The following is a 21,367-nucleotide window of genomic DNA, read 5'->3' on the forward strand; positions in this document are numbered from 1 at the left end:
GCCCAAAAATTACAGGATGATGAAATGTTATCTGTTCATTTCGATCAAAATATAAATACAGTTTGAATCAACGCAGGCAGGCAATCAATCGGCCAGGTAAATGTTGAAAATATTTATCGACACAGAATTCACAGATTTCATTGACACTCATTTGATGAGTCTTGGCATGGTCACGGAATCAGGGAAGGAGTTTTATGCCGAGGTTCCGTATCCAGATCACCTTTGCTCTTCCTTCGTCAGAGAAGCAGTCATTCCTTTATTGAGGAAAGAGCCGCAATACATTTTTTCAGTTGATGAATTGTGCGAACGCATGCTGGAGTGGCTGTCAGCGGTGCGCAGGAATAACGAAGATGTTGTGATCTGTTTCGACTATCAAACGGACTGGTGTTTATTTGCTGATGTGCTCAATTACTCAATTCCAGAATGGTGTAGACCACGCTTGATTTCACATCAAATTAATGAAGTTTTACGATATGAATTTTACCAAAAAAATCGTCTGCCCTTGCATCATGCTTTATATGATGCAAGGGCTAACCGCTATGCCTTCTGTGAGTAAAGAAATAGGTGGCAATACACCCAGAATACTGGTGAAAGTATTGCTTTAGAAAATTCTTACCATGCAGGTCTCAATAAGTTTTCGGTTTGATGGCTTGCGCATTCGAGTATTTGATTTCGTACATAAGTGCGTGTGGTTTTTTTTTGATTTGAATCCTATTGACGTAGTTATTCACAAAAAAATACGCTACTTGTTTTTAAATACTTGAAGGCTACTTGAATAGCTACTTGCAGAACCAATCCACTCGCTAGAAAGTCGCGCCAATCAAGGATTGAGGGTAATTCATCGCTGATTTTTTGAGATTCATTCAGCATTTGCTTGAGTGTATTTCAGCGGAAATTTGAGCGCGTTTCATCGTTGGTAAATTCGCAAATTTGTTGTGAAAACCTTTGTGTTTGCTTGCTTTTAGCACGATTCTAGGTTTTGGGAGTCTTTCAGCGAACGTAATTTTTACTTATCCACAGACTTAGCGACTGTCATTTTCGAATGAAACTAAGCCTTGGCCAAGAAAGGAATAACGGTAGCTCCTGCGCACAAACCATCCAAATAGTCTGCCCATCTTTGCATCATCTCTCGCCGTGCCGGCAGGTGAGCGGTTCGGTTATATGCGCGACCGTTGGGATCTTTCACTGCATGGGCAAGTTGATGCTCAATTAGGTCAACGCGCTCGCCTAATACTTCATCCATGATCGTGCGCGCCATTGCGCGAAATCCATGGCCTGTCATGACATCTTTGCTGTAGCCCATGCTACGGAGAGCTGCATTAATTGTGTTCTCGCTCATTGGGCGTTCTTCTGTGCGAATTGATGGGAAAACGAATTTTCGCGTTCCGGTAAGTTTATGAACGGATCTTAATATTTCGACCGCCTGCGTGGAAAGGGGAACAAGATGGTCAACTCCCATTTTCATTTTGCTGCCTGGAATGCGCCATTCTGCATTGTCTAGATCAATTTCTTGCCACTCTGCCGCTCTCAATTCACCTGGGCGCACAAATACCAGTGGGGCCAGCTTTAATGCGGCCATCGCATAGGCATGCCCGGTGTACGCGTGTATTGAACGCATGAGTTCACCTGCCTGTTTGGGTTCTGTGATGGCCGCATAATGAACTTTGACCGCAACAGAAATTGCGCCTTTGAGGTCTGCTGTGACATCACGTTCGGCCGCACCCGTTGCGACCGCATAGCGGAACACTTGCCCGCAGACTTGCTTAACGCGATGAGCTGACTCAATCGCACCTCGGTTTTCTATTTTCTGGATTGCTGCCAATACGTCGCGTGGGGTGATTTCAGAAATCGCCATTTTGCCAATTTGTGTGAACACGTGATTTTCTAGCCAAGTGGTGATTTTCTCTTGCGTGCTTTCGGCACGTGATGCAGCAGTTTTTTCTAGCCAGGAGCGGGCGACTTTTTCAAAGGTATGGTTAGCGGCGGCGATCTTCGCGATTTTGTCTTCACGTTTTGCTTGCCCAGGGTCTTTTCCATCAGCCAGTAGCTCACGTGCTTCTTCGCGGCGCTTACGTGCTTTGGCAAGCGAGACCTCTGGGTAGACTCCCAGTGCTAGCGTTTTCTGCTTATCCGCATAACGGTAATTGAAGCGCCAATATTTTCCAGCAGCTTTAACAAGTAGGAGAAGCCCCTGGCCGTCGGTGTATTTGTCACCAGCAGGTGATCCCGTGTGTTTAACTTGTCGGATGAATGTATCGGTTAACGCCATGTTGCACCCCAGTGTTGGTACCTGAAATCCAGGATTCAAAGAATACCAACACAGATACCATCAAAATGTTGGTATGTCATGATATCGGGTGCAATAGCTTGAGACAACAAAAAACCCGCTATGCGTGCAAACATGCGGGTCTTGAGTCGATTTGATACTGTTTTAAACTAGTGCTTGGTGCCGAGAGCCGGAATCGAACCGGCACGCCTTGCGGCGCGGGATTTTGAGTCCCGTGCGTCTACCTATTCCGCCATCTCGGCAACGCATCAAGAGATTATGACAGGAGACGGCGAAGAATGCAATATCCGCCGTTTGTCAGGTCGTGCTGGATTGCTTGTTGTCAGATGATTTTTTTTTGCAGGAAGGCCAGATACAGCCAGAGTGTGACTGCAGCCAAGGCGATGCTGATGGTATTTGCGAACCAGAATCCGGTTGCACCATGCAGTTCTGCCGGGATGATCTGAGGAGGATTGAGTCCGATCAGGTATCCTCCGCCAAGTCCGCAGCCCCACAGCGAGAAAGCATATAGCAGGGTTGGGATGACCGTAATTTTATAGGCCCTCAGAATGAACGCGACGACCACCTGAATCGCATCAAAAATCTGATAAAAGGCAATAAATCCAAATAGCGGAATTGCTGCTGCAATGATCGTTTCATCGGGGGTATAAGCATGCAGTATGTCGGATTTTTTATACCAGATGATCAGCGCAAGAGGGAGTGCAAAACTGATTGCAAGCAGTATGCCGGCGTGGCTGATTTGCCTGGCTTTTTGTGTTTCTCTGGCGCCGATAGCTTGCGCGACCAGAGTGCTGGTTGAGCTGGCAATCGACAATGGCAGCATGTAGAGGATTGTGCCGAAATTGGCTGTCAACTGATGGCCTGCTACTGCAACAGCGCCAAGCCTGGCAATGAACAGTGCCATGAATGCGTAGGCGGTTACTTCGATGAGATAGCTGAATCCCATTGGAATTCCTAAGTGCAGCAGCGCTTTGAGTGATGGCCAGTGCGGGGGTACCCAGCCACTGCCAAACAGGGTGAATAATTGATAGTACCGAACCCGGTGCAGTATCAGCCAGGCTGTGATCAGCATCAGCCAGGAGATGCACGTCGTTGCGATAGCACAGCCCGGGCCACCCATTGCTGGAATACCTAAACCGCCGAAAATAAATAAGGTGTTCAGCGGTATTTTTAATGCCAGAGAGATGAGCTGTATCGCCATCACCATTTTGGTTTTTCCAACGGCATTATTCAGGGCACTGTAAATCCGGAATCCGAGTGTTGCCGGTAAGGCGCAGGCGAGAATCCCCAGATACAGTGTTGCCTTGCTGTTCAGCATGCTGTCTGCCTGGGCGATATTCAGCAGCGGCTGAGGATGAAGCAGAATGCCGCAACCAATTAATGCGAGAAATAGCGCCAGCCAGACTGCCTGTTTGACCTGGCTACCGATTTCCCGGAATTCTCTGGCACCGAACAACTGACCAATAATCGGGGAGATGGCTTGCAGAACCCCATTGAGCCCGACAAAAATACTGACATAGATAGACACACCGAGAGACAGGGCTGCCAGGTCTGTGGCAGAGAATCGGGAGGTCATCGCGGTGTCGATGACGCCATTCGCAACGACGGCAAGCTGGCCAATCAGCATCGGCCAGGCAATACCGGTAATCCGTCGTGCATGCTGTAAAAAAACGGAGGCTGATGCCGGAGACATTACATTTTCCGGCGGTACAGGGTAAATATTTCATCCTTGTCTGCTGCGCGGTGACCAGACCAGACCTGATCCCATTGTTCGGGCTGATAAGGCGCAGGCAATTCGGTTTTGAGTATGTGTCGCCGGCTGCTCTGCAACAGCATATATCCACACTCGTGGTCGGAGAAGGTGGCGAACTGTATTTTTCCGAAATAGGCAAAAGAGCTGCGTTGCGAAGGGCCGATAAACGCTTCGATGCAATAGCTCTTGTTGGGTAATTGCTGTGCCAACTCTTCGGCAACAGGAGCGTAGGTGATCCGGTGATTGATCCAGGGCAGCCAGAGCGTCAGCAGCAGCAGCCAACACAAAATCACACCACCGCTGGACAAGACGACGGCGCGCCAGAGTACAGACGGCTGACGGGAAATACGCCAGTAAACCAGCAAAAACCAGGCGATGGTGGCAGCCAGTGCCAGCACAAAAATAAATGGATTAAAGCTGGCAGAAAATCCCGGCGCCAGATGCAGGATTTTGGCGCCCAGTTTGACTGGCCAGCCAGTTTGCTCGGCAATCCATCCCAGCCAGATAAATCCGGCTGTGGCGGTCAATACTGTGACGGCGAACCAGTCTACGGCATTGATGGCGCTGCGCTTCATGGTTGGCAGGCCAAATGCTGCCAGAATCGCCAATGGCGGCAGGATAGGTAATAGCAGGCTTTCTTCTGAAAAGGGATTCATCAACGCCAGCAGGACGAAACAGAGAAAGAAGGCCGCTGGTAATGAAATATGCAGTGCCTTTTCTTGCCTGCGCCAGGCATAAATAGCCCAGCCTGCAAAGGGCCAGGCTGGCCATGCAAACCAGATGCCATATTTAAAAAAGTAGCTGACGCTTTCCACTCCCGGTAAATCTAACTGACGGTAATTCCACTCCATCCAGGCAGGTATTGGACTGCTGTCGTATGGATGAACCAGATGGATGGCAAGGATCCAGCAGGCCGGAAGAATCAGTGCGACCGGGATGGCTAATCCTATCAGCCTGAGTAAGGACGTCTGCTGGCGGTACAGGCTCAGTAAAATCAACGTCAGAGCAATGCTTGCTGGCGCAACCCAGCCTTTTGTCAGCACCAGCAAACCAAGGCTGACGCCGAGCTGCAGCGCCAGCCGTATTCTAGGGGTGTCGAACAGCCGCACGCTCAGGTAGAGAATGAATGCGGTTAGGGAAATCTGCAGCGTTTCTGCACTGGTTTCATGGCTGCGGATCAACAGTCCGAGACAACCAAGATAAATCAGTAACGCACCATCGGCCAGCGTCCGACCAAAATCCCGGGCTTCCGGCTGACCGCCAAAAGCGAGCTTCAGTGGTTGCGCTTCTGTCCGGCGACCCAGCAGGTAGGTGGCATACCAGACCGACACGGAGCCCAGTAAAAAAAAGACGCCCGTAGATAAACGGGCTGCCATGGGTTCTCCCAGTATGCCGCCAAAGATTTTGATGCACAGCGCACCGATCCAGAATGCCAGCGGTCCTTTGTCTGCCATCGGCAAGCCAACGATATGCGGCCATAACCAGTCAGCCATTGTACCGTGCGCCATGGTCCACATGATGCCGAAGCTGGTTGCATCATCGCCTTTCCAGGGATCGCGGCCAATCAGTCCGGGCAGGATATAAAGCAGGCATAAGGCGACAATTCCCCAACGGGGGAGTGCAATGGTTGCAGCAGCGGGTAGACGGACTGGTTTCATATTTTGATTCAGTGGCCGGGAGCGTGCCTATTGTAAGTAAAGCGGCAGTAAAAAAGGCAGCCTGAGCTGCCTTTTTTGTACAAATCGTTTTGCTGATTAGTTGGCAACGGATGTCTTGGATCCGACTTTGCCGAACTTCTGGCGGAATTTTTCAACGCGACCAGCAGTATCCACGATCTTGTGCTTACCTGTGTAGAAAGGATGGGATTCCGCAGAAACCTCGATCTTTACCAGCGGGTATTCTTTACCTTCAAACTCAGCTTTTTCTCTAGTCTGAATTGTCGAGCGTGTAATGAATTTGAAATCGTTAGAAACGTCGTGGAACAACACTTCACGATAATTTGGGTGGATGCCGTCTTTCATGCTTGCCTCAAAAATAAGTTAGGTAGCCAATCCGCACTTCGTCGGTCGCCCAGCTTCTTGACCCGATTGCGTACCACTTGCCAGAGTTAATGTTAAATATTGGATTTTTGCATCTGCAAAACGCCAAGCCCATGATTATACAATGAAAAATTATCGTGTTGCACAGGCTTTTTGTTCCTGACTTTCTTTATCTGACTTTGTTTTTTTGTAAAAACAGCTGATCGCATCGCAGGCGTATCATTTCCGCCGTTACAATATCTGTCAGTCTTGAAGTGAAAGAAGAGGGGAATGTGAGTTATCTGGGAATGAATGCGATGCTGCACACCATTGAAGTGGCTGGCATCATTGCTTTTGCGAGTTCGGGCTTTATTGAGGCCCGGCGCAAGCGGATGGATATTGTCGGGGTATTCACCGTAGCATTCATCACGGCCTTTGGCGGCGGCACACTACGTGATTTGCTGCTCGACCGGCGCCCTTTGTTCTGGGTGGAAAATCAGGAGTATCCGATACTGATCTTTGTACTGGCATTAATTGCCATGCCGTTTTTGCGTCATCTGCGCCATGCCGTGACGGAGAGCGTGCTGGAATGGGCGGACGCGCTTGGGTTAGGGTTGTTCAGCGTGACGGGAACCTCGCTGGCACTGGAAGCCGAAATGCCGGTTTTTATCTGCGCCATGATGGGCGTTATCACCGGTATTTTTGGCGGCGTGTTAAGGGATGTTATTTGCAATGAAATCCCTCTGGTGTTTCGTCGCAGCCAGTTGTATGCCACTTGCGCATTCAGTGGTTGCTGGGTATTTTTATTCCTGAACTGGTTGCAGGCTTCGGAGGCATTATCCCTGCTGGCAGGTATTTGCACGACGTTTGCTCTGCGTATTCTTGCGATTAAGTTTGACTGGAAATTACCCGCCTGATCAGCTGCTTTCCTTTGATTTCTTTTTCAACGGCGGGCGGGCGAATAGCCCGGCCAAAAACATATCGATCATGTCTTCAGCATGGTCAGCCAGCGAATAAGCTGAGGGATCTTCCAGCCACTCATGAACAATGCCTACCAGAAAGGCATGGTTTGCCTGCATTGCAATCCAGCTGTCGGTATCCGGATGCAGCTGACCGATCCGGACGGCATGCTGAATGATGGACTCCACTTTGGACAGGCATTCCGTGCGTTTTTCCTGCTCCGTTTCAAAAAAAGGGAGATCAAGATTTTTTTCACAACGGTGAAAAATAATGTCAAAAACCCGGCGTTGCTGCTGGTCGCCAGAGACCAGTTGCAAAAAGTGCAGATTCAGTTCCCGTAGGGCGGTGATCGGATCGGTTTGCGGGGTGCCCGCGATTTCATTCAACAAGCCCTCCATTGGCAAAAAAGCGCGATCGCACATTGCCTGAAACAGGGCATTTTTGTCTTTGAAATGCCAGTAAATTGCACCGCGTGTCATGCCCGCTGCCTGCGCCACATCGTTTAATGTGGTGTTGGTCACGCCTTTGGCAGAAAAAACCTGCTCCGCTGCATTCAGCAGGGCAGTATAAGTTTCCTGGGCTTCTTCTTTGGTTTTCCTGACCATTTGAATTCTTTCTTGCAATATAGGTATTATAGGTATGCATGAAAACCGGAAGCGCATTGCTGTGCCGGCAAATTATTCACTGCATTATTTTCATTTGGCGGTATCTTAAAAGTGCTCCCCGGATACTGCAATCCCGGTCTGACGCCAGTTGTCCCGCATAGTTTTGCCAATAAAACCAAAAACCTTTTATCTTTGTATAATGCAATGCGCAATTCAGCTGATTCCCTGACCCACATGACTTTTCAGGATTGAGTTTGATGATGAATGTTATTTCCGTTATTGGGGTGTATCAATACCTGATGGATTTGTAAGGCTGTTATAAAAGCTGATTTACAAACATTCGTGAATGTATATAATAGCACGTCCTCCTTCCCTTTCGAAGAAAGAATTCCTATGCGCTCTCCAGACCGCTCAATTTCCTCTGTTTCCGCTGTTAATAATTCTCTTTCGCTTCAGATCCGCCGTTTATTCAGTCGTCATGCCGTCCAGCGCGTGCTGATCAGTCTGCCGGTGGCGGCGTTGGTTGCCTGCGGTAACCAGGCCGCAGGAGGCGCTGCTGGCGCGGGTAAAATGCCGCCGCCGGAAGTCAATGTCGTCACGGTGAATCAGCGTGATCTCGCCGTGGACTTTGAATATGTTGGCCAGACTGCCGGCTCCAAAGAAACAGAAATCCGGGCGCGGGTTCCCGGTATTCTGGAAAACCGCTTGTATGAAGAAGGTTCCCGTGTAAAGGCTGGCACCGTGTTGTTTCAAATTGATCCGGGCACCTATCAAACCCAGCTGGCCTCTGCCGAAGCTGCGGCAGGCGTGAGTGAAGCGAAGCTGAATCAGGCTAAGCGCGAATATGCGCGTCTTGCGCCGCTGGCTGCTGAGAAAGCGATCAGTCAGAAAGAATTTGATGATGCCAAATCGAATCTGGAAACTGCAGAAGCGAGTTTCAAACAGGTCCGGGCGCAGGTCAACGAAGCCCGCCTGAATCTGGGCTATACCCGCGTGGTGGCACCGATTGATGGTGTGACAGGTATTGCGGCAAAATCAAATGGCAGTCTGGTAACGACGGCAGACAGCCTGTTGACGACCATTGTTCAGACTGACACGATTTATATCAATTTCAGCATTCCCGAAGCGGATTATCTGAAAGCGGTGAAGGAAGTACGCAGCGGCAAAATTGCGATGCCCGGACAGCGTGCCAGTAATGGCAGCCTGGGTTTTGATGTACGGTTGAAACTGGCTGACGGCAGCATGTTCCCTGTTGCTGGAAAAATGAATTTTGTCAGCGAAAAAGTGAATCCGGCGACGGGCGGCTTTGATGCCCGGGCACAGATTGCGAATCAGGACGGCAGTTTGCGTCCCGGTCAGTTCGTGCGTGTGATGCTGGCTGGCGCAAAGCGTAGTTCCGCGCTTGCGGTGCCTCAGCGTGCAGTGATTGACAGTCCCATGGGTAAAATGGTTTTCACCGTTTCGCCTGATAACAAATTAGTCCCTAAACCAGTTGAGCTGGATGGCTGGTCGCATGGTGAGTGGATCGTCACCAAAGGTTTACAAAATGGTGACCGGGTCATGGTCGACGGTGTGATTAAAGCCCATGAACCGGGTATGACGGTCAAGCCAGTCGCAGTCAGTGCACAAGATGCAGCACCTGCGGCAGGGGTTGCGCCAGCTGCTGTTGCGGCAAAATCACCTGCGTCTGCGGCGGCGGGTAATGCTGCCAGTGGCGGGGCGCCAGCCAAACCATAAATCACCTGTATTTGTTGTGTCAGTCAGTATTCTTAATGAACATCCTGCTGCATAGTCAGCACAGGCGACAAGGAATTTTTCATGTTCTCTAAATTTTTTATTAACCGGCCGATCCTGGCGACTGTGATGTCGCTGATTATCGTGCTGGCAGGCCTGGCCGCGTTGCGTGTCCTGCCGATTTCACGTTATCCGGAAATTGCTCCTCCGGTTGTCAACGTTACTGCGTTTTACCCCGGCGCTTCTGCTGAAGTGGTGGAGCGCACCGTAGCTGCACCGATTGAAGAGCAGATCAATGGTGTCGAACACATGCTGTACATGGATTCGGTTTCTTCTGCCGATGGCCGGGTTTCGATTAATGTGACTTTTGAAGTCGGCACTAATCTGGATATTGCTGCGGTTAACGTGAATAACCGGGTGCGTCAGGCTGATGCGAAATTGCCTCAGGAAGTGCGCCGTCAGGGGGTGACGGTTGCCAAGAGTTCCTCCAATTTCCTGGTTGTGGCAGCGTTGTTCTCACCGGATAACCGTTACGATGCCCTGTATCTGTCGAATTATGCGACGCAGAATGTACTGGATGCGATCAAGCGTGTTCCCGGCACCACCAATGTGCAGATTTTCGGTGCCAAAGACTATGCAATGCGTATCTGGATGCGTCCGGACCGGATGGCACAGCTTGGCGTGACTGTGAACGATATCTCGAATGCGGTATCGGAGCAGAACGCACAGTATGCAGCTGGTAAGGTTGGCGCACCGCCCAACAATACCGAAGAGCTGACCATGACTGTGACGGCGAAAGGGCGTTTGCTGGAGCCGGCCGAGTTTGCCAATATCATTGTTAAATCTTCCAAAAATGGCGGCACGGTCCGCATCAGCGATGTGGCACGGGTAGAACTCGGCTCGAAAGACTACAGTCTGTATGGGCGTGTTAACGGCCATCCTTCCGCCAATATCGGTGTGTTTTTACAGACCGGAGCGAACGCACTGGAAACCCGGAAAGCGGTGGAGAAAACGCTGCAGGAACTGAAGGCCAAATTTCCGGAAGGAATGGAATACACCACGCCTTACGACACCACGCCATTTGTGACGGAGTCGATTGCCGAAGTGCTGAAGACGCTGGGTGAAGCGATGGTGCTGGTGTTTATCGTGGTATATCTGTTTTTGCAAAGCTGGCGCGCGACCATCATTCCGACACTGGCCGTACCGGTTTCTTTGATTGGCACGCTGGCAGGTCTGCATTTGCTGGGATACAGTATTAACACCCTGACCTTGTTTGGAATGGTGCTGGCGATCGGTATTGTGGTGGATGACGCGATCGTGGTGCTGGAAAACGTGGAACGTCTGATCAATGAAGAAGGCATGACACCGAATGCGGCTGCGATTGAAGCGATGCGTGAGGTGACAGGACCAGTGATCGCGATTGTACTGGTGCTGGTGGCAGCATTTGGTCCGATTGCTTTCCTCGGTGGTTTGGCCGGTGAATTGTACCGGCAGTTTTCTGTCACCATCTCGCTGGCAGTCGTGTTGTCCGGTATCGTTGCACTGACACTCACACCGGCCTTATGCGCATTGTTGCTCAAGCCTGGCTCGGAAAATCATAATCGCTTTTTTACCTGGTTTAATGCGGCCTTCCTGAGACTGACGAAGCGCTATACCAACGGTGTTTCGTTTTTCCTCAAACGTGCTGTCCTGGGAACCTCCCTGGTGATCGGTATGATACTGATGACGGGCCTGCTGTGGAAAAATGTTCCCGGCGGTCTGGTGCCGGACGAAGATCAGGGGTATTTCCTCGGTGCTGCAATCATGCCTGATGGCGCTTCGCTCGACCGTACCAACAATATGGTGAAACAGGTCGAAGGCATCATGCAGACCAATAAGAATATCGATACGACTTTTGCACTGGTTGGTCTTGATTTTCTCGGTGGTGGTGGCTTGAAATCATCGGCAGCAACAATGTTCTTCCCCTTGAAGCCCTGGGATCAGCGCAATCAGTCCGCGCAGCAGATGGTGGGCGAGAGCTATATGAAAACCGGCCATATCAAAGAAGGCTTACCGCTGTTTTTCAGTCCTCCTGCAATTCAGGGGTTAGGGCAGACTGGCGGTTTTGAGTTTTATCTGCAGAATGCCGGCGAAGGTGGCGTCAAGCGACTGGCTGAGTTGTTACCCCTGTTGATTGCCGAAGCCAATAAGCAACCTGAACTGGCCGGCGTGAAAACATTATGGCAGGCTAATTCGCCGCAGCTGTATGTGGATGTGGACAATGAAAAAGCACGTTCTATGGGCGTGACTTTATCCGATGTCTACAATACGCTGGCCGCGACCATGGGCAGCTATTATGTGAATGACTTTAATAAAAACGGACGCATCTACACGGTCCAGTTACAGGCTGAAGGTCAATACCGCGCCAAACCAGATGATATCGGTGGCATGTATGTGCGTTCGGCAAGTGGTGCTATGGTGCCAGTCAGAGCGTTCACGACGATTAAATTCATTACCGGGCCGGATTCTGTGCAGCGCTTTAACGCATTGCCAGCAATTAAATTGCTGGGAGATGCCAAGCCGGGTTACAGCTCGGGTCAGGCGATTGCGGCCATGGAGCGGGCTGCCAAAAATATTTTGCCGGCTGACGTTGTCTATGACTGGGGTGGCGCCTCGTTCCAGGAAAAACGCAGCAGCAATGCCGCAGGGCTGGCACTAGGCGCTGGCGTGCTGATGATTTTCCTGATTCTGGCGGCACAGTATGAAAAATGGTCGCTGCCGTTTTCCGTTCTGCTGGCAATGCCGTTCGGTATTTTCGGTGCGTTGCTGGCGGTTTATCTGCGTCATTTCAATAACGACGTCTATTTCCAGATTGGTCTGGTGACTTTGCTGGGATTATCTGCAAAGAACGCGATTCTGATCGTTGAGTTCGCAGTGATGAAAGTGCATGAAGGCTATGCACCGGTAGCCGCGGCAGTGGAGGCGGCACGCCTGCGTTTCCGCCCGATTCTGATGACCTCGATGGCATTCATTCTCGGTGTGGCGCCGCTCGCGTTTTCTCACGGCGCCGGTGCTGCTGCCCGTCAGTCACTGGGAACGGGTGTGTTTGGCGGCATGCTGGCAGCGACATTCCTGGCGATTTTCTTCGTGCCATTGTTTTTCAAACTGATTAACGACAAGCGCTTTAAAACAACGGAAGAGGATTTTAAACATCCAGCTCCCATTTTGCCTCCGGCATCCTCTGTTGAGGCGAAGGAATAAGTTATGTTGAGAACACCATTTATATTCAGCGCCATTACTGCCAGCCTGATTCTTGCTGGGTGTGCTTCCGTCGGCCCGGATTACCAGCGCCCAGCGCTGCAGCTTCCTGCCAGCGTCGGCACTGTTGTCACCAACAATAAAACGACCGCTACCGATTATGTGAGCTGGTGGAAAGGTTTTCAGGACCCTGTCCTGAATCAGTTGCTGGAAGAAGCAGCGGCGAATAATCAGGATCTGTTGCTGGCTTCCGGGCGGATTGAAGAAGCGCGCGCGCTGGCCACTTCAGCCCGTTCGAGCCGCTTTCCTTCTGTTGATGCGACGCTGGGCGGTACGAAAGCCAGAACGAGTCAGAATTCCGGCAAGCTGCCTGCTGGCGCTGCACTGATCAATACCGATTACCAGCTTGGCCTGAGCGCTTCCTACGAAGTCGATTTGTGGGGTAAATTATCCCGGGCAGACGAGGCTGCGCGTGCCCGTTTGCTGGCGCAAGAAAACAACCGTGCAGTCGTGCTGTCTGGCTTGTACAGTAATCTGGCGCAGACTTATTTCACCCTGCGGGCTGGAGATGCCCAGCTGGCATTGGCGCAGGCGACACTGAAAACCCGCCAGGAAAATTTACGCTTACAACAAAAGCGTTTTACTGCCGGTGCGATTGGTGAACTGGATCTGCATCAGGCGGAATCAGAGGCGGCAGCCGCTGAAATTTCCGCGGCTCAGGCACAGCAGCTGGTTGCCATCACAGAGTCTGCGATGGCGGTATTGCTGGGCCGGGCTCCGGATGCCATTGCGCATCCGAGTATTCCGCGCGGTAACACGATTGGTAATTTGTACCAGAATCTGAGCATGCCAAATGATTTGCCTTCGGATTTGCTGAACCGTCGCCCCGATGTGCTGGCAGCGGAGCAGGCTCTGATTGCGGCAAATGCCGATATTGGACAGGCTAAATCACAGTATTTCCCCAGCCTGAAGCTGACGACAGGCGCTGGTTATGAATCCAAAGCCTTTCATGACCTGGTTAATCCGGCATCCTGGCTATGGAATATCGGCGCGAATCTGGTTCAGCCGGTATTTCGCGCAGGAGCTATCGGAGCAGTCGTATCCGGTGCCGAGGCGCGTAAAACACAGGCTATGGCGCAATATGTACAGGCTGTGCAGTCTGCCTTCCGTGATGTTCATGATGCATTGAACAGTGCCGCATCAAATGAATTACAGTACGTCGCGAACCAGAAGCGCGTGATGGCATTGAAAGACAGTCTGCGACTGACCGATTTACGTTACCGGAATGGTTACAGCAGCTATCTCGAAGTCCTGAATACCCAGCGTGATCTGGCTCAGGCCGAAACCGCGCTGATCGATATGCAGCGTGCGCACCTGAGCGCTGTAATCGGTTTGTACAAGGCAGTCGGCGGCGGCTGGAGCAAGACCGAACTGGGTGGCTGAAATAAGTGATTGGACGCATGCGATGTCCGCAGGATATCGCATAGTTTTCTGATCAATAAGCTCCGGATTATGTGTATTAGAAAGTATTAAATAATGCAGATAATCTGAGAGCGATCAGTAATTTTGATGCCGACAATAAAAAAGCGCTGGGAAGGATTCCCAGCGCTTTTTATTGAACGGAAAATTCATCCCGGATAATCCGGTGAATTAACCACCACGACGCATCATCTCAAAAAACTCTGCATTGTTCTTCGTGGCTTTCATTTTGTCGAGAATGAATTCCATCGCCTCGATCTCGTCCATTGAGTACAGCAGCTTGCGCAAGATCCAGATCTTTTGCAGCTGATCCGGCTTGATCAGCAATTCCTCGCGGCGGGTGCCGGATTTGTTCAGATTGATTGCCGGGTAGACGCGTTTCTCAGCCAGGCGGCGTTCAAGGTGAACTTCCATGTTGCCGGTACCTTTGAATTCTTCGTAAATCACGTCATCCATACGGCTGCCGGTTTCGATCAGCGCGGTGGCGATAATGGTCAGCGAGCCGCCTTCTTCGACGTTACGGGCTGCGCCGAAGAACCGTTTAGGGCGCTGCAGCGCATTCGCATCAACGCCGCCGGTCAGTACTTTGCCGGATGCCGGAATGACGGTATTGTAGGCGCGTGCCAGACGGGTGATCGAGTCCAGCAGGATCACGACATCTTTTTTCATTTCGACTAAGCGTTTGGCTTTTTCCAGCACCATCTCGGCAACTTGCACGTGGCGGGTGGCTGGTTCGTCAAATGTTGAAGCGACTACTTCACCGCGTACCGAGCGTTGCATCTCGGTCACTTCTTCAGGACGTTCGTCGATCAGCAGTACGATCAATGTGACGTCAGGATGATTAGTGGTAATTGCGTGTGCAACGTGCTGCAGCATCACGGACTTACCGGATTTGGGCGATGCCACCAGCAAACCGCGCTGACCACGGCCGATAGGGGCAATCATGTCAATGATGCGACCTGTGGTATTTTCCTCGCCGCGCATATCGCGTTCCAGATTCAATACTTTGTTCGGGTGCAGTGGTGTCAGGTTTTCAAACAGGATACGGTGTTTGGATGCTTCCGGAGATTCTCCGTTGACTTTATCCACTTTGACCAGAGCAAAATACCGTTCCCCGTCTTTTGGTGTTCGGACTTCCCCTTCAATGGAATCACCGGTATGCAGATTGAAGCGGCGGATCTGCGAAGGTGAAATATAAATATCATCTGTCGATGCCATGTAACTCGCATCGGGAGAGCGCAGAAAGCCAAAGCCATCGGGTAATACTTCAAGCGCGCCATCGCCGAAAATCTGCTCGCCTGCTTTGGCTCGCTTTTTCAGAATCGCAAACATGAGTTCTTGCTTGCGCATGCGCGCTGCATTGTCGATGTCGAGCCCTACAGCCATTTCGAGCAAAGCAGATACGTGCAGGGCCTTTAATTCAGATAGATGCATGGTGAATGTCCCGGACTGGGGAATATGAGGTGGGGGAGTGAACGGAGGAACTACGGAATAAACAGAATCGTTACAGGTCTATTACTTGTCTCTGATGACCCTTGGCCGTTTCAACCAGGGGATAATGGTTTTGCTGCGTCAGCTGCATCAGCAGATTGTGATTGTACACCATCTTGGATGCAGGCTGACCGCCAATTCACGCGCGTCAGATATTGCTGTCAATGAATGAAACGAGCTGGCCTTTGGCAAGAGCACCGACCTTTTGAGCCGCTGCCGCACCGTTCTTAAACAGAATCAGGGTTGGGATGCCACGAATACCAAATTTGGCTGGTACTGACTGGTTTGCATCGACGTCCATTTTGGCGACAACAATCTTGCCGTCGTATTCTTTCGCGACTTCTTCCAGAATCGGCGCAATCATTTTGCATGGACCGCACCATTCAGCCCAGAAGTCAACCAGTACCGGTTTTTCAGATTTTAATACATCAGCTTCAAAAGAAGCATCGCTTACATATTTGATGTTTTCGCTCATGGAATCCTCATTGAGAGGGAAAAATTAAGGGGTAGTAACAACGCCACAGATATCGGTCAGGTATATTGGAACTCGCCATTTATCCAGACGTTATCTGGTGGCGACTGGCTGCAATTTCAATGGTGCCAGATGGGTATTGCACCATGACTGTGCCAACAAGTGTCAAGCGTGGTTAGCTATACGCCAGATAATAACCTATTTTTAAAAAAATTGTGATGCCGGATGCGATTTTGTTCCCTGACCGTTTTTTTTGCGTGAGCACGTCTTTGCTGACTCTTGCACGTCGAATTTGTTGCATGGTTCCCTGCGCATGTTTCAAGCAATTTGGGCTAAGCAATAAAAATCAGGAAGAATTTGTGTTTTTAATTACGGATGGTCACTGAGCTGAGAAAATTTACTCGTATAATAAGACTCCGGATTTGCTGTAGAACAATACATTTATGATGATTTCTGATTTTGAGTTGCTTGCCGAAAAAGTGGCGAAACTTGCTGAACTGACGCACTCCCTGCGCACGGAAAACGCGGGATTGCGCCATGAACTGGCATCGCTGAATGCGGACAATCAGGAGTTGCGATCACGTATGCAACAGGCGCACGACCGGGTGGCGGCATTACTGTCGCGTATGCCGGCAGAAGTGATTGCTGATGAGGACGCCGCATAATGGATAAAAAAATAATTCAGGTCGATGTCTCCATCATGGGACAAGGGTACAAACTCTCTTGTAAGGAAGGCGAGGATCGTGCTTTGCGCGAAGCCGCCGCCTTTCTGGATGCCAAGATGTGTGCGATCCGTGATTCATCGAAAGTCAAGGGGACAGACAGAATTGCGGTCATGGCGGCATTGGGGATGACCACCGAACTCTTGGCAACGAAATCGCCAGAGGGGCCTTTGTCCGGTATGTCGCTTTCTGAGGTGAACCAGAAAATGCAGGCCATGCACGATGTGCTGGATCAGGCGTTGACGCCTCAGGAAAAATTGTTCTGAAAAAAGCTATTCTGAAATTTAGAGTTATTACTTAATTCAATCAGAATTTGATGAAATCGTTTACCGGAAAGCATGGTTTGGGAGTAAACTTCAGTTCCCTGCCGTGTTCGCCAATGTCATATATTCCTTGAACCATTTATGTGCATAGGCCGCAGAACATTGTTCGATGGGCGTGAGCGTCGCTAGTCCGATGAACCCGAAATTGAACTGACTGCAGCCAACTTGAACCGCCAGGTTCAGGATGCCGGCATAGCGGCATCGGTGGGGACTCTCTTTGAACGGCTGCTCCGGTGAGCAGCCGTTTTTTATTGGGGCGCCACATGCCCGATCCATATCCGGTACCTGTGCTTTTCGTCACCTGCTAACTGACGCTGCCGGAGTCGACGGAATATGGCAGAGTTATGCGACAATCCAATTTTAATCAAGAGGGCGGCTATGGCTTATTGGTTGATGAAATCAGAACCGGATGAGGTCAGTATCGATGATGTGATGGCGGCATCTTCTATCCCCTGGTTTGGCGTGAGAAATTATCAGGCCAGGAATTTCATGCGGGATGCGATGCGGATTGGCGATGGCGTTCTGTTTTATCATTCGAGTTGTCCTGCGCCCGGTATCGCGGGTCTGGCAGAAGTCGTCAGCACGGCTTACCCGGATCATACGCAATTTGACTCCTCCAGCCACTATTTTGATCCGAAGGCGACGCCTGAAAACCCCCGCTGGATGATGGTGGATGTGAAAGGCGTACGTAAAACCCGCTTGCTTAGTCTTGCCGAATTACGTACTGTGCCGTCGCTGTCGTCAATGCGAGTGCTGCAAAAAGGCAGCCGGTTGTCTATCACCCCGGTCACTGCCGACGAATGGCAGCAGATTTTACAACTGCTGGATCAACCTTATCCCTGATTGCACATGAGTAAACATGAGTAACAACGAAGACCAGATACAGTTTCCGGCAGCACGGTTTATCAAGGAAATCGGGCGCGGCAAAGATGGCGCCAGAAGCATGTCCATGCAGGATGCTGAACAGCTCTATCATGCCATGCTCGCCGGACGTGTTTCCGCGCTGGAGTTGGGGGCGATTTTATTATCGATGCGGATTAAGGGTGAGTCTGTCGATGAAATTGCTGGCTTTCTGGCGGCGGCAAAGTCTTTCCTGTTGCCGTTGCAGATACCTGCAGATAGTCAGTATGCACCTGTGCTGATTCCGACTTATAACGGTGCCCGTAAAAAAGCCAATCTCACGCCTTTGCTGGCGATGTTGCTGGCACGTCGCGGTGTGCCGGTGCTTGTGCATGGCGTGCAGACGGATGCTGGCAGGGTAACGACGGTTGAAATTTTTGAGGCAATGGGCTGGCCGCTGGCAGTTGATGCTGCTCAGGTGCTCGCACAGATGACGGCCGGCCGGCCGGCGCTGATGTCAATTGACTGCCTTTCTCCGGCGATGGCGCACTTATTGTCCTTGCGCCAGATACTGGGGGTGAGAAATTCCACGCATACGCTGGTTAAGATTTTGCAGCCATTTGATGTGCCTGCGCTGCGGCTGACTTCTTACACGCATCCTGAATACCGTGAGATGCTGACTTCTTATTTCACTCACAAGGTATCTCCGCAGGAAGGCGATGTTTTTCTGATGCGTGGAACCGAAGGAGAAACGGTGGCAAGCACCGGGCGCATGCAGCAGATAGACTGGCTGCATGCGGGGGAGTGTACGACGCTGGAGTATACGCATCAGACAATTATCGGCGCCGTTACGGAAACACCGGATCACATCGACGCAAACAGTACCGCTGCCTGGATTGAGCAGGTGCTGGCTGGAAAAATCGAGGTACCGCATAACATCACAGCGCAAGTGGAGCACTGTGTTGCCGTTGCGCGCCTGATCCGGCATCGCTCTTTTGCCAGTTAAAACAGAGAAAGCCTGAAACGCATAAAAAAACGCACCGGCATTGATGTCCGGTGCGTTTTTAGTTTTTATTGAATGAACGAAATTAATGCACGAAATTAAGTATCAGTTCTAAAGCGTTCAGTTCGCAGGCAATCAGAAATTGGCTTTGAATTGCACACCATAGCTGCGTGGCTCGTTCAGAATACCGGTCAGGTTATTGAAGTCGATTGCAGCGATGACTTGTTGCTGATTGGTGATATTACGACCGTAGGCAGCCACTTCATATTTGCCATCTGCCCATTTGTAGCCGACGCGCAGGCCGCCTTCCAGCAGGGATTTGGCTTTGTATTCCTTGGCTTCGTACAGGAACATGTTGTAAGTGTCTTTGTATGCCCAGTCCGTAAAGACATACATCTCACCATTAGCGATCGGCGCAGTATATTTCAGCGTGAAATTTCCTACCCATTTCGGCGCACGTGGCAAAGGATTGCCGCCAATCAGTACTGTGCCTTTTACCGGACCGGCAGGATTCGTGACAGTACAGCCGTTACCGCATGGGGACACAAACAGGTTGGCATCCTTGATTTCGGTATCGTTGTAACTGACGCCTAAGGTGGACTTCCAGTTACGGCTCAGATTGGCTTGCAGATCAACTTCAAAGCCCTGACCAGTTGCCTTGTCAGCATTGACCAGACGGTTTTGATTAACTGAGCCGCTACCTGCAGTCAGCTGCAAGTCTTTGGCTGTGTACTGGAATACGGTTGCCGTGATACGGGCAGTGTTATCCAGAATATCTTTCTTGACACCGGCTTCAAACGACAAGGTTTTTTCTGAGTTGGCAACAGAGATGCTGTCGCCGAACAGAACGCGACCCTGAACGCTCGGTGCGCGATAACCGGTTGCAATTCGTCCAAAGAAGTTGGTGCTGGCGTCAGCCGCATAGTTGGCGCCCAAGTCCCAGCTGACATTGGTTGAACTTGGATGCGTGGTCAACAGCGGTGTGGTATTGACGCCGGGAGCGGAGCCAGGAGTCCAGGTGCGTTGTGCGTCAAAGTCTTTTTTGTCGCTGGTATAACGTACCCCGCCGCGTATTTTCAGTTGGCTGTTGACGGCATAATTCAGTGAGCCGAATGCTGCCCAGGCTTTGGCGTGCTGATGCTGCACAGCGTAGCCATCCTGCACATTGCCACCTAAGGAATTGAAATCGAAACTGTCGACTTGCAAGTCTTCTCTGAAATAATAGACGCCGGCAATCCACTGCAATGGATCTTTGGTGTTCGATTGCAGACGTACTTCCTGGGTGATCTGCTTCAGATCAGGGACGCCGTCGGCGGTTTCTGCAGGGAATGGAATAAAGCCTGGTCCCATTGGCGGTGCGAACGAAGCACCGTAGCCGCCATCAACGTCTGCGCGGCTGTAGAATTTTGCCTTGTCGTAAGCCGTAATCGAGTACAGCGACATACCGTCCCAATCCCAGCGCAGACGCATGCTGGCGCCACTGGAGGTCAGGGTCTGGGTGTTGATGCCATCCGTCGGGTAGCTGCTGTAATTGAAGCCCGGCACCAGTTCATTGGTGCCTTTCTGGATGATGTTGGCGCGGAACAGGGTCGCATTGCCTGACATATCGCGGCCATGAACGTTAAACAGCGCGCTGAATCCGCCGTTTTTGTAAGCCAGCTGAATACGGCCGGCTTTATCCTGATAGCCTTCAAAATTCTTGGTGCCGGTGCTGCGTGGATTGGTCACGCGGTCATCGCGGGATTGAGACTGACCAGACAGGCGCAATGCCCAGTCGCTGTTCAGCGGAATATTGATCGCGCTTTCCAGATTCACCGCGTTGTAATTGCCGTAACCCAGATTTGCATAGCCTTCCAGCACATTGCTTGGTTTGGCAGAGTCAAATTTGATCACGCCGGCCGGAGAGTTACGCCCGAACAGGGTCCCTTGCGGGCCACGCAATACTTCGACCTGATCGACGTCAAATATCGGGAAGCCTTTGAGGATCGGGTTTTCCTGCACCACATCATCATAAATCAGGCCGACTGGCTGGGATGCGTTCAGGTCAAAATCAGTATTGCCGAGGCCGCGGATATAAAAGCGCGGGAATGAACGGCCGAAATCGGATTCAATATTCAGACTCGGCACGCGCGACGCCAGGAAGCGGATATCCTGACCGCTGGTGTTGTAGGTGTCGAGCGCATCGCCTTTGATGGCGGAAATCGACATTGGCACTTCTTTGATATTTTCTGCCCGGCGGTTCGCCGTCACGATCACGGTTTCGAGCTTGGTGGGATCGTTTTTGGCGGCGTCCTGTTTGGCTTCCTGCGCCCAGCTGGCCTGCAGCGGAAAAGCAGAGGTGATGGCGAGGGCAATCAGTGTGCGGCTCGCCCCTTTAACGAATGGAGAATAAAGAGAAAAATCAGACATGGCGTTGATCCTGTTGTGAATGTGAGCGTGTTTT

The 21,367-nt window shown here is 51.0% G+C and carries 17 protein-coding genes, 1 tRNA gene and 1 other RNA gene; 10 read left to right on the forward strand and 9 right to left on the reverse strand.

The features are described 5' to 3' along the window. Positions 1-100 precede the first annotated feature (100 nt). Entirely contained in the window at positions 101-556 is a 456-nt protein-coding gene (locus H8K27_RS05260) for a 3'-5' exoribonuclease (protein WP_186862163.1), read from the forward strand. Between the two features lie 492 nt (positions 557-1,048). On the opposite strand, the gene H8K27_RS05265 is transcribed toward H8K27_RS05260, so the two are convergent. The 5 genes from H8K27_RS05265 to H8K27_RS05285 all read right to left on the reverse strand — a co-directional run bounded on the left by H8K27_RS05265 (position 1,049) and on the right by H8K27_RS05285 (position 6,061). Next, positions 1,049-2,269, reverse strand: a complete 1,221-nt coding sequence (locus H8K27_RS05265) for a tyrosine-type recombinase/integrase (protein WP_186862164.1) — start codon at positions 2,267-2,269, stop codon at positions 1,049-1,051. 175 nt (positions 2,270-2,444) lie between these two features. Then, positions 2,445-2,529 (reverse strand) — tRNA-Leu (locus tag H8K27_RS05270). Positions 2,530-2,609: 80 nt separating this feature from the next. Continuing rightward, the gene (locus H8K27_RS05275) at positions 2,610-3,980 is read right to left on the reverse strand and encodes an MATE family efflux transporter (protein WP_186862165.1); all 1,371 of its coding nucleotides are present in this window, start codon (positions 3,978-3,980) and stop codon (positions 2,610-2,612) included. Continuing rightward, positions 3,980-5,698 carry an ArnT family glycosyltransferase gene (locus tag H8K27_RS05280; RefSeq protein ID WP_186862166.1) on the reverse strand — a complete coding sequence of 573 codons (1,719 nt, stop codon included), beginning with the start codon at positions 5,696-5,698 and terminating at the stop codon, positions 3,980-3,982. Before H8K27_RS05280 ends, H8K27_RS05275 begins: the two co-directional genes overlap by 1 nt. 96 nt (positions 5,699-5,794) lie before the next feature. Continuing rightward, positions 5,795-6,061 carry a type B 50S ribosomal protein L31 gene (locus H8K27_RS05285; protein WP_176802385.1) on the reverse strand — a complete coding sequence of 89 codons (267 nt, stop codon included), beginning with the start codon at positions 6,059-6,061 and terminating at the stop codon, positions 5,795-5,797. A gap of 305 nt (positions 6,062-6,366) precedes the next feature. Here H8K27_RS05285 and H8K27_RS05290 point away from each other — a divergent pair, with 305 nt between their 5' ends. Further along, on the forward strand, positions 6,367-6,975 hold the full coding sequence (locus H8K27_RS05290) for a trimeric intracellular cation channel family protein (protein WP_186862675.1): 609 nt from the start codon (positions 6,367-6,369) through the stop codon (positions 6,973-6,975). Here H8K27_RS05290 and H8K27_RS05295 read toward each other — a convergent pair whose 3' ends face one another. Then, on the reverse strand, positions 6,976-7,623 hold the full coding sequence (locus tag H8K27_RS05295) for a TetR family transcriptional regulator (protein ID WP_186862167.1): 648 nt from the start codon (positions 7,621-7,623) through the stop codon (positions 6,976-6,978). 393 nt (positions 7,624-8,016) lie between these two features. On the opposite strand from H8K27_RS05295, the gene H8K27_RS05300 reads away from it, so the two are divergent. From H8K27_RS05300 to H8K27_RS05310, 3 genes are all read left to right on the forward strand, one after another. Next, entirely contained in the window at positions 8,017-9,360 is a 1,344-nt protein-coding gene (locus tag H8K27_RS05300; RefSeq protein ID WP_186862168.1) for an efflux RND transporter periplasmic adaptor subunit, read from the forward strand. A gap of 81 nt (positions 9,361-9,441) precedes the next feature. Continuing rightward, positions 9,442-12,597, forward strand: coding sequence for an efflux RND transporter permease subunit (locus tag H8K27_RS05305; RefSeq protein ID WP_186862169.1), 3,156 nt, complete (start codon positions 9,442-9,444; stop codon positions 12,595-12,597). Positions 12,598-12,600: 3 nt separating this feature from the next. After that, complete coding sequence (locus H8K27_RS05310; protein WP_186862170.1) at positions 12,601-14,037, forward strand: efflux transporter outer membrane subunit; 1,437 nt, start codon at positions 12,601-12,603, stop codon at positions 14,035-14,037. A gap of 207 nt (positions 14,038-14,244) precedes the next feature. Here the strand turns inward: H8K27_RS05310 and rho are convergent, their stop codons facing one another. Continuing rightward, positions 14,245-15,507, reverse strand: a complete 1,263-nt coding sequence (rho, locus tag H8K27_RS05315; protein ID WP_176802379.1) for a transcription termination factor Rho — start codon at positions 15,505-15,507, stop codon at positions 14,245-14,247. Between the two features lie 205 nt (positions 15,508-15,712). Then, positions 15,713-16,039: a thioredoxin TrxA gene (trxA, locus tag H8K27_RS05320; protein WP_186862171.1), complete on the reverse strand. Its 327-nt coding sequence runs from the start codon at positions 16,037-16,039 to the stop codon at positions 15,713-15,715. Positions 16,040-16,479: 440 nt separating this feature from the next. Here trxA and H8K27_RS05325 point away from each other — a divergent pair, with 440 nt between their 5' ends. The 5 genes from H8K27_RS05325 (at position 16,480) to ybiB (ending at position 18,927) form a co-directional block, all read left to right on the forward strand. Then, entirely contained in the window at positions 16,480-16,701 is a 222-nt protein-coding gene (locus H8K27_RS05325) for a DUF904 domain-containing protein (RefSeq protein ID WP_329604344.1), read from the forward strand. An 11-nt stretch (positions 16,702-16,712) separates the two neighbouring features. Beyond that, positions 16,713-17,024, forward strand: coding sequence for a cell division protein ZapA (locus H8K27_RS05330; RefSeq protein WP_186862677.1), 312 nt, complete (start codon positions 16,713-16,715; stop codon positions 17,022-17,024). A gap of 92 nt (positions 17,025-17,116) precedes the next feature. Further along, positions 17,117-17,296: non-coding RNA, 6S RNA (ssrS, locus tag H8K27_RS05335), on the forward strand. Positions 17,297-17,459: 163 nt separating this feature from the next. Further along, a complete protein-coding gene (locus tag H8K27_RS05340) occupies positions 17,460-17,924 on the forward strand; it encodes an EVE domain-containing protein (RefSeq protein ID WP_186862172.1) in 465 nt (154 codons plus the stop codon). A 16-nt stretch (positions 17,925-17,940) separates the two neighbouring features. Next, positions 17,941-18,927 carry a DNA-binding protein YbiB gene (gene ybiB, locus H8K27_RS05345; RefSeq protein ID WP_186862173.1) on the forward strand — a complete coding sequence of 329 codons (987 nt, stop codon included), beginning with the start codon at positions 17,941-17,943 and terminating at the stop codon, positions 18,925-18,927. A gap of 132 nt (positions 18,928-19,059) precedes the next feature. Here ybiB and H8K27_RS05350 read toward each other — a convergent pair whose 3' ends face one another. Then, positions 19,060-21,333 (reverse strand): TonB-dependent receptor, encoded by a 2,274-nt coding sequence (locus H8K27_RS05350; protein WP_186862174.1) that lies wholly within the window; start codon positions 21,331-21,333, stop codon positions 19,060-19,062. Positions 21,334-21,367 lie beyond the last annotated feature (34 nt).

Source organism: Cognatundibacterium griseum, from assembly GCF_014284195.1.
Lineage (GTDB): Bacteria > Pseudomonadota > Gammaproteobacteria > Burkholderiales > Burkholderiaceae_D > Undibacterium > Undibacterium griseum.

Bases quoted from the DNA above. Each gene is read 5' to 3' on its own strand.
- H8K27_RS05260 (WP_186862163.1), top strand. From the start codon at position 101: ATGTTGAAAATATTTATCGACACAGAATTCACAGATTTCATTGACACT.
- H8K27_RS05265 (WP_186862164.1), bottom strand. From the start codon at position 2,269: ATGGCGTTAACCGATACATTCATCCGACAAGTTAAACACACGGGATCA.
- H8K27_RS05275 (WP_186862165.1), bottom strand. From the start codon at position 3,980: ATGTCTCCGGCATCAGCCTCCGTTTTTTTACAGCATGCACGACGGATT.
- H8K27_RS05280 (WP_186862166.1), bottom strand. From the start codon at position 5,698: ATGAAACCAGTCCGTCTACCCGCTGCTGCAACCATTGCACTCCCCCGT.
- H8K27_RS05285 (WP_176802385.1), bottom strand. From the start codon at position 6,061: ATGAAAGACGGCATCCACCCAAATTATCGTGAAGTGTTGTTCCACGAC.
- H8K27_RS05290 (WP_186862675.1), top strand. From the start codon at position 6,367: ATGAATGCGATGCTGCACACCATTGAAGTGGCTGGCATCATTGCTTTT.
- H8K27_RS05295 (WP_186862167.1), bottom strand. From the start codon at position 7,623: ATGGTCAGGAAAACCAAAGAAGAAGCCCAGGAAACTTATACTGCCCTG.
- H8K27_RS05300 (WP_186862168.1), top strand. From the start codon at position 8,017: ATGCGCTCTCCAGACCGCTCAATTTCCTCTGTTTCCGCTGTTAATAAT.
- H8K27_RS05305 (WP_186862169.1), top strand. From the start codon at position 9,442: ATGTTCTCTAAATTTTTTATTAACCGGCCGATCCTGGCGACTGTGATG.
- H8K27_RS05310 (WP_186862170.1), top strand. From the start codon at position 12,601: ATGTTGAGAACACCATTTATATTCAGCGCCATTACTGCCAGCCTGATT.
- rho (WP_176802379.1), bottom strand. From the start codon at position 15,507: ATGCATCTATCTGAATTAAAGGCCCTGCACGTATCTGCTTTGCTCGAA.
- trxA (WP_186862171.1), bottom strand. From the start codon at position 16,039: ATGAGCGAAAACATCAAATATGTAAGCGATGCTTCTTTTGAAGCTGAT.
- H8K27_RS05325 (WP_329604344.1), top strand. From the start codon at position 16,480: ATGATGATTTCTGATTTTGAGTTGCTTGCCGAAAAAGTGGCGAAACTT.
- H8K27_RS05340 (WP_186862172.1), top strand. From the start codon at position 17,460: ATGGCTTATTGGTTGATGAAATCAGAACCGGATGAGGTCAGTATCGAT.
- ybiB (WP_186862173.1), top strand. From the start codon at position 17,941: ATGAGTAACAACGAAGACCAGATACAGTTTCCGGCAGCACGGTTTATC.
- H8K27_RS05350 (WP_186862174.1), bottom strand. From the start codon at position 21,333: ATGTCTGATTTTTCTCTTTATTCTCCATTCGTTAAAGGGGCGAGCCGC.